9 protein-coding genes are annotated in these 8,229 nt (G+C 63.4%); 1 reads left to right on the forward strand and 8 read right to left on the reverse strand.

The genetic code is table 11. The features are described 5' to 3' along the window. A partial coding sequence (locus VMA74_RS15865) for a zinc-dependent alcohol dehydrogenase family protein (RefSeq protein WP_325368681.1) occupies window positions 1–917 on the reverse strand: 917 nt, incomplete at its 3' end. A gap of 133 nt (window positions 918–1,050) precedes the next feature. On the opposite strand from VMA74_RS15865, the gene VMA74_RS15870 reads away from it, so the two are divergent. Then, window positions 1,051–1,488 (forward strand): universal stress protein, encoded by a 438-nt coding sequence (locus tag VMA74_RS15870; RefSeq protein WP_325368683.1) that lies wholly within the window; start codon window positions 1,051–1,053, stop codon window positions 1,486–1,488. A 131-nt stretch (window positions 1,489–1,619) separates the two neighbouring features. Here the strand turns inward: VMA74_RS15870 and VMA74_RS15875 are convergent, their stop codons facing one another. The 7 genes from VMA74_RS15875 to VMA74_RS15905 form a co-directional block, all read right to left on the reverse strand. Next, window positions 1,620–1,868, reverse strand: a complete 249-nt coding sequence (locus VMA74_RS15875; RefSeq protein ID WP_325368686.1) for a hypothetical protein — start codon at window positions 1,866–1,868, stop codon at window positions 1,620–1,622. Further along, on the reverse strand, window positions 1,865–3,082 hold the full coding sequence (locus VMA74_RS15880; RefSeq protein ID WP_325368688.1) for an acetate/propionate family kinase: 1,218 nt from the start codon (window positions 3,080–3,082) through the stop codon (window positions 1,865–1,867). Before VMA74_RS15880 ends, VMA74_RS15875 begins: the two co-directional genes overlap by 4 nt. A gap of 1 nt (window position 3,083) precedes the next feature. After that, entirely contained in the window at window positions 3,084–4,034 is a 951-nt protein-coding gene (locus tag VMA74_RS15885) for a bifunctional enoyl-CoA hydratase/phosphate acetyltransferase (RefSeq protein WP_325368690.1), read from the reverse strand. 15 nt (window positions 4,035–4,049) lie between these two features. After that, window positions 4,050–4,796 carry an acetoacetyl-CoA reductase gene (gene phbB / locus VMA74_RS15890; RefSeq protein ID WP_325368692.1) on the reverse strand — a complete coding sequence of 249 codons (747 nt, stop codon included), beginning with the start codon at window positions 4,794–4,796 and terminating at the stop codon, window positions 4,050–4,052. Continuing rightward, a complete protein-coding gene (locus tag VMA74_RS15895) occupies window positions 4,793–5,245 on the reverse strand; it encodes a phasin family protein (protein ID WP_325368694.1) in 453 nt (150 codons plus the stop codon). The genes phbB and VMA74_RS15895 overlap by 4 nt, the downstream gene beginning before the upstream one ends. Window positions 5,246–5,388: 143 nt before the next feature. Next, window positions 5,389–7,134, reverse strand: coding sequence for a PHA/PHB synthase family protein (locus VMA74_RS15900; protein ID WP_325368695.1), 1,746 nt, complete (start codon window positions 7,132–7,134; stop codon window positions 5,389–5,391). A gap of 197 nt (window positions 7,135–7,331) precedes the next feature. After that, on the reverse strand, window positions 7,332–8,229 hold an 898-nt coding region (locus VMA74_RS15905), incomplete at its 5' end, for an ABC transporter permease (RefSeq protein ID WP_325368697.1).

Here is an 8,229-nt window from a genome sequence, read left to right on the forward strand (position 1 = left end):
TGCTCCAGCGGATAAACACGCGTGGACGTGTGGACGCTGCTGCACATCTCGTCTGCAAAGAACGTCTGCGCATCGCCGCGCGTGAGATTGGCGACCGACACCACCTCCCGCTCTTCCCACAGCCAGCGATAGGGAAACGAGGGGATGTCGGACATATGGATGCCGCCGCACACCACGCATCCGCCCTTCTTCACCGCACGCAAGGCCTGCGGAACCAGCGCCCCTACCGGCGCGAACAGGATGGCGGCATCCAGGTGTACCGGTGGCATGTCGTCGGACGAACCGGCCCATGCCGCGCCCAGTGACAAAGCAAACGCCTGCGCCGCGGTGTCGCCGGTGCGCGTGAAGGCGTACACGCTGCGTCCCTGCTTGCGCGCGATCTGCGTGATGATGTGCGCCGCCGCGCCAAAGCCGTACAGCCCGAGATGTTGGCCAGGGCCGGCTTTGTGCAAGCAACGCCAGCCGATCAAACCGGCGCAAAGCAGCGGCGCCAGCGACACCGGATCGGCGTCAGCGGGAAGATGCACGCAATAATCCGCCCGCGCGACGATATGCGTGGCGTAGCCGCCCGGCCGCGTATAGCCGGTAAACGCCGGTACATTGCACAGGTTTTCGCGTTCTTCCCGGCAGTATTCGCAATGGCCGCAGGTACCGCCCAGCCACGGCACGCCCATGCGGGCACCCAGCGCCACGCCGGTGACGCCAGGCCCGAGCGCGTCGACGATGCCCACGCATTCGTGACCTGGGATCAGCGGCGTCACGATATCCGGCAACTCGCCATCCACCACGTGCAAATCGGTGCGGCATACGCCGCATGCCTCCACGCGCAAGCGCAGCTCGCCGGCCGCGGGCACGCCATCGGGCAGTTCTTGCCATGTCAACGGATCACCGACTTTGTTCAACACCATCGCGTGCATGACGCTCGCCTCAGCAGGAATGGCTACAGCATGGCGCGAAACCGCGCGCGGCCGAATTGACCTGGCTCAAGACGCCTTGCGTCCGGCCCCGGCACGATCCAGGCACACCCTTTTCCTGCTGCCTGGGGGCCACATGTTCAAGCGCATACTACTTCCGACCGACGGGTCGGAACTGTCATTGAAAGCGATCCGGCTGGGCGTGGACCTGGCCAAGACCTGCGGCGCCAGCGTGATCGCGCTGCATGCGATACCGCCGGTGCAAACCATTGCCTACATGGCCGAGATCATGGCATCGGTGGAGTTTGATTACGCCAAGGAAGCCGCCCATTTTGCCGAGCGCTATCTGGAAGAAGCCCGCGCCATCGCCGAACAGGCAGGCGTGCCGTTCGAGCGGGTGTTGCTGTTCGGCCACCAGCCGCACCAGGCGATCATGCAAACCGCGACGGAGCGGGAATGCGATCTGATCGTGATGGCGGCGCATGGTTGGCAAGGGCTTGCGCGCTTATTGATGGGCAGCGAGACGCACAAGGTGATCTTGAAGTCGCCGGTGCCGGTGCTGGTTTGTCATTGAGTTTTTTGCTTGCAAAGCTGGAGTTATCGCCCCCGCTTTCTTGTATCTCGGCGTTCGCGAGGATATATCTCCTCCCCTGCTTGCAGGGGAGGAAGTCGATCACCGCGAACATCAAGATTGCTTTACGCCATCTACGCCGCCCGCTTCGTTTCCTCTCCGCCGTGCTCGCCGTCCCCATTCGCCCGCAGCGCATACGGATAAACCATCCCGCTCAGCATCGCTTCTGAAGCCATGCCGCAGGCATTGAGATACGCATCCGTCCACCACAGCGCCGGCGCCATGAACCACGTCCATAGCGCAAACGGTGCAAAGGGGCTCTCGCCGGCAAACGCCTCGAACGGGGCGTAGCGGGTATCGAAATCGTAAATCGAGGTGCTCATGACACCCTCCTCTCTTCCATCAGTAATGGGGACCGTGCCCGCATGAGCTCGGCCGTATGCGCGGCGATCATCGCTTCTTCATCGGTGGCAACGACCAGTACACGCACGGCGCTGCGTGGGGTGCTGATCGAGGTTTCGTGCCGGTCGTTGGCCAGTTCGTCGCATTCCACGCCCAGCCACGCCAGCGCATCGCACACTTCGGAACGGATGCAGGCGGCGTGTTCGCCGATGCCGGCGGAAAACACCAGCGCATCCAGGCCGCCCAGCACGGCGGTCAAGGCCCCGATCTCTTTCACGATGCGATAGACGAACAGGTCGATCGCCTCCCTCGCGCGGGGATCTTCGCTTTCCACCAAGCTGCGCATGTCGTTGCTGATGCCCGACACGCCGAGCAGGCCGCAGTCGTGATAAAGCAGGTGTTCGACCGCAGCCACGTCCAGGCCACAGGCGTTTTGCAGATAAAGCACCACTCCGGGATCGATACTGCCGCAACGCGTGCCCATCATCAGGCCATCCAGCGCGGTGAAACTCATGCTGGTGTCGATGCTGCGGCCATGCCGCATCGCGCACAGGCTGGCGCCGTTGCCCAGGTGCGCCATGATCACGCGTCCCTTGGAAAGCGTGGGCGCCAGGGCACGCAGACGGCCGGCCAGGTATTCGTAAGAGATGCCGTGGAATCCGTAGCGGCGCACGCCCGCATCGGTATACGACCGCGGCAGCGGCAAACGCTGCGCCACCGCGGGCATGCCGTGATGGAAGGCGGTATCGAAGCAGGCCACCTGCAGCAGGTCCGGGCGCAGGCTGCCCACCGCCTTGACCGCGGCCAGATTGTGCGGCTGATGGAGCGGCGCCAGCGGCACCAGCTTTTCCAGTTCCGCGAGCACGGTTGGGTCGATTCGCGCAGGGCTGTGGAACAACGCGCCGCCGTGCACCACGCGATGTCCCACCGCGACCAGCGCTTCATCGCCCAGATGCGCGGTGATCCATGCCAGCAGCGGTTGCAGCAGTTGCTCGTGCGAGGCCGCGGCAGCGGGTTGCCACGCGCGGCTTTCCAGCACGGCGCCGTCAGGCGCGCACGCCGTGAAGCGCGGCGCCTCGCCGATGCCTTCGATCATGCCGCGCGAAATCAAGCGCTGCGTGCTATGGCCCAACTCGTACAACGCGAACTTGATGCTCGAAGAACCCGCGTTGAGGGTAAGCACGGCCTTGGGCATATCAATGCTCCGCCAAGGCTGAAGCCGTGGTCTTGGCGGCCTGCGCCAGCAACACGGCGACGGCGCAGGATGCAATGCGCGCACGCGGCGTATCGGCGCGGCTGCTGAGAACGATCGGCACCTGCGCGCCCATCACGATGCCGGCCGCCTCGGCGCCGCCAAGAAACGAGAGCTGCTTGGCCAGCATGTTGCCCGATTCGAGATCAGGCACGACGAGAATGTCGGCTGCGCCCGCTACCGGCGAAACAATGCCTTTTTCCAGCGCCGCCGCAGCATCGATCGCATTGTCGAACGCGAGCGGGCCGTCGACGATGCCGCCGGTGATCTGGCCACGTTCGGCCATCTTGCATAGCGCGGCCGCATCCACCGTGGAGGGCAAGGCGGGGGTGATCGTTTCCACGGCGGAAAGCACGGCCACCTTCGGATTATCGACGCCGATGACATGCGCCAGGTCGATGGCGTTCTGCACGATGTCGCGCTTCTCCATCAGCGTGGGAAAAATATTGATCGCCGCATCCGTCACCAGCAGCAGGCGCGCATAACGGGGTACGTCCATCAGGAACACGTGGCTGAGGCGGCGGTCGGTACGCAGTCCGTCCGGTGCGCACACCGCATGCATGAATTCATCCGTATGCAGCGAACCTTTCATCAGCAGCCTGGCTTCGCCGCGCTTGACCAAGGCTACGGCTTGCGCCGCGGCGGCATGGCTGTGCGGTGCATCCACGATGCGAAAGCGCGCCATGTCCACGCCCGCAAGCTGCGCCGCCGCGCCGATCTTGCTCGCCGGCCCGACGAAGATCGGCGTGATCAGGCCTTCCTCGGCGGCCTCGACCGCTGCCGCGACAGCCACCGCATCGCACGGGTGCGCAATCGCGGTGGGAATCGCCGCGCCGGGCTGCACGCGGGCCAGCAAGGCGCGGAAACGATGGCGATGGGCAATGACTTCATGCATGGCGGCGCATCCGTATCAGTACATGTGCTGGCCGCCGTTCATGGCGAGATTGCTGCCCGTCATGAACGCGGCGGCGTCGCTGCAGACAAACGCCACCAAGGCGGCGATTTCGTCCGGCCGTCCCAGGCGTCCCACCGGAATTTGTGGAATCACCTTGGTTTCCAGCACCTCCTTGGGTACCGACGCCACCATGTGCGTATTGGTATAGCCCGGCGATACCGTGTTGACGGTGACGCCATGCCGCGCCACCTCCAGCGCCAGCGATTCGGTAAAGCCATGGATGCCGGCCTTGGCCGCGGCGTAATTGCATTGGCCGTATTGCCCTTTGGTGCCGTTGATCGAACCGATGTTGACGATGCGGCCCCAGCCGCGCTCGGTCATGTCCGCGCAGAACTGCTTGGTCACGTTGAACATGGAATCGAGGTCGGTGTGCATGACCATTTCCCAGTCGTCGCGGCTCATCTTGAGGAAGCGGCCATCGCGCGTGATGCCTGCATTGTTGACCAGGATGTCCACCTTGTAGCCATCCTTGGCGATGTCGCCGGCCATGCGCTGGCACGAGGCAAAATCGGCCACGTCCACGCCGTACGCCTTGAAGCGATAGCCCTGCGCCAATTGATCGCGCAGCCAGGCGTCGGCGTGGTCGTTGTGCGGTGAATGCGTGACCAGCACGGCGCAGCCTGCATCATGCAAGGCCTTGGCAATGGCCTCGCCGATGCCGCCCATGCCGCCGGTCACCAGTGCCACATGCTGGGTGGTCATGACTTGCCTCCCGTCGTGGCAGCCGTGTTGGTGAACAGCTTGAAGAAATCGCCCATCGACGTATTGAACGGCTTGGCTGCTTCCAGGCCACCCATGGCCCTGGTGGTGTCGCGCTGCCAGATCAGGAATGCATCCTGCAAACCAGAGAGGAACCGCGTCTGGTTGGTGACGGCTGCCTGCGCCATGGCCTGCGCATCGCCCGCGCGTTCCTGCGCCAGGCGCAGAAAGGTTTCGCCGGGAATCGCCGCCAGGGATTGCCAGTTATCGTCCAGCGATACTTTGTCGATCTCCTGCTGGGTTTCGGCGATGCTTTCGCCCACGGCGTGATCGAACGTATCCATCCAGCGCTGGCCGCACTCTTTCAGCAGCTTGTTGGTACGCAGCGCGAATTGCAGGTTGGCTTTGTACAGTTCGAAGGGGATATCGGTTTGGGTGTTGGTCGTGGCCATGATGGTTTCCTCAGGGAGTGAAGGTGCTGCTCCTTGCAATGGGCGTCACGTCCAGGTGTGGCGTGACGGGTGATGGCGCGCTGCTTGTTGCCGTCGTGACGGCGAAGCAGGTTGGTGCAGTATCGAACAGCGTGCAGCCATGGTCATTTCTCCAGTACATATTGCCCTGGCGCCATCGGCAGCTCGCTTTCACGGCTACCGGGCAAGCCCATCGCTGGCGGCGCCACCGGCGCGCCCGAATGCGCATTCAACCAATCTACCCACGCCGGCCACCACGAGCCATCCTTACGCTCCGCCTGTGACAGCCAGGTTTCCGCTGCAAGCGTAGGCGCACCGCGCGGCCTCACCCGCAGGCGGAAGCGCCGGCCCGGATGTCCCGGCTCGCTGACGATGCCCGCGTTATGGCCGCCGCTGGTGAGCAGGAACGTCACCTCGTCGGTGAACAGGTGATGCACCTTGTAGACCGAATGCCACGGCGCAACGTGATCGGTTTCGGTGGCGACGCAGAACACCGGCGCCGCAATGTCCTTCAGCTCCACCGGCTTGCCGTTCACGCGATAGCGCCCTTCGGCCAGGTCGTTGTCCAGATACAGGCGGCGCAGGTATTGCGAGTGCATGGTCGCGGGCATGCGCGTGGCATCCGCGTTCCAGGCCATCAGATCGTTCATGTCGCGACGCTCGCCGAGCAGATAGTCATTGATCATCCGCGACCACAGCAGATCGTACGAACGAAGCATCTGGAATGCGCCCGTCATCTGCGACGCCGAAAGATAACCGGCCTGCCCCATCTGGTCTTCCAGCAAGGAAATCTCGCTTTCGTCCACGAACAGGCCCAGCTCTCCCGGCTCGGTAAAATCGGTTTGCGCGGCCAGCAAAGTGATCGACATCAAGCGGTCGTCACCTTCGCGCGCCATCGCCGCGGCGGCGATCGACAACAGCGTCCCGCCCAGGCAATAGCCGACCGCATGCACGCGTCGCTGGGGCAGCATGCTGTTCACCGCAGCGAGCGCGTCGCGTATGCCGAGGTTCAGGTAATCGTCCATGGCGAGGCTGGCATCGGAACGGTTCGGGTTCTTCCATGACAGGCAGAACACCGTATAACCCTGCGCGACCAGATAACGGATCAGCGAGTTGTCCGGCGACAGATCCAACACGTAATACTTCATGATCCACGCGGGCACGATCAGGATCGGCTCCGGACGCACCGTCCCGGTCGACGGCGTGTACTGGATCAATTCAATCAACGGGTTCTGCAACACCACGCGCCCCGGCGTCACCGCCACGTCGCGCCCGACCTGGAAGCGCTCGCTACCCGGCTCGGCCGCGCCGCTGATGGCGCGCAGCAGGTCATCCATCCAATTCAATGCGCCACGGACCAGGTTGCTGCCGCCCTCTTCTTGCGTGCGCTTGAGCACGACCGGATTGGTGAACAGGAAATTGCCCGGCGACAGCACATCCAGCCATTGACGCGTAACGAACTCCATCACCTGCCGATGGTGTGCGGATACGCCGTGCAGGTCGGTGGTGGCCGTATGCCACCAGCGCTGCTGCAACAAAAAACATTGTTGCAGCACGTTGAACGGCCACAGCTGCCAGGCCGGATCGGCAAAGCGGCGATCGTTGGGCGGCAGTTCGGCGCATGGCGCCGCTTTGCCGTGGCCGTCGCCAGCCAGCGCGCATTGACACAGATACGCCTGCAGCTGCCTTGCCTGCTCCAGCCCCAACTGCAATAGATCAAAACGTTTGCCCGGCGAACGCAGCAGATGCACGAGCCAGTCGGCAAACGCCAGATACAGCGATTCCATCGACAACGACGCGCTCCAGCGCGCCTGCAGCGCGTGCACGGGCGGGTCCAGGGTGATGGCAGCAGGCACCTTCAGTTGGGTCACGGCATGATCCTCGATGGTGAGATCACGTTGGCACGCCTGGGATGGTGGCTGGTTGATGCAGGTCAAGCGGAGTGCGGATGCAGAGCGGGCGGTGCAGGACAGCGCGCAGGTTGGCGGTGAGCGCACGCGAACCCCAACGTTGCCATGCGGATGGCGGTGTTGGGGTTCGGCGTCGCCTCCCCTTCGCCTCGTACGCATCAACCACGAAAAATATCGAACGGCTCCACCTTCAATACCTTCCGAATGCTGATATAGCTCGATACCGCCGCGATCAAAATCACCATACCCAACGCCAATCCCAGATTGGTCACCGTGATCAACGCCGCGTAATCGGGCAGGCGCCAGCGTGCGACGGTGATCATCAACGCGCACAGCCCGCAGCCGAGTCCATAACCGGTGAGGCTGGTGAAGGTCACCTGGAACAGGATCATGTAGGTCAGTTCGTAGCCCTTGGCGCCGATCGCCTTGAGCGCGCCGAACTTGTCCAGGTTTTCCAGCACGAAGGTGTAGAAGGTCTGCGCGGAAATGGTCAGGCCCACGATGAAGCTGATGATGGTCATCAGCATGATGTTGGTGCCGACGCCAGTCTGGTATTTGTAGAACGCGGCGATGCGCTGGTCGAACTCATCCTTGGTCAAGGCGAGATACCCCAACGCCGCCACCTCGCGCTTGATGGCGGGGATCGCCTGCAGACTGGTCGGCTCGGCCAGGATGTAGGAGATGGTGAAGCGCGGATTGGGAATGTATTCGATGGCGCGGCGATAGGTGGTGTAGAGCGTGGGAACGCCGAACAAGCCGGAGGAATTCACTTTCGCGATGCCTGCCACCACGCCGCGGTGATCGTTGAGTTCGAATTCCGTACCGATGGCCGGTTTGCCGAGTTTGCCGTATTCGGCATCGTCCACCACGATGAACGCGTTTTCGGCATAGATGTCCTGGATCTGGCCCTGCTCCAGCGCGGGCCGGCCCAGCAGGCTGGTATCGTCCAGCCCCATCACGGTGACCGCCTGATACGTGCCATCTTTCAGCTTGACTTGCGCTCCACCCGAATACAGCGGCACCGCGTAGCGCACGCCGCGGATGCTGCGCACGGCA

The sequence above is a fragment of the Dyella sp. genome (assembly GCF_035508675.1).
Taxonomy (GTDB): domain Bacteria; phylum Pseudomonadota; class Gammaproteobacteria; order Xanthomonadales; family Rhodanobacteraceae; genus Dyella_B.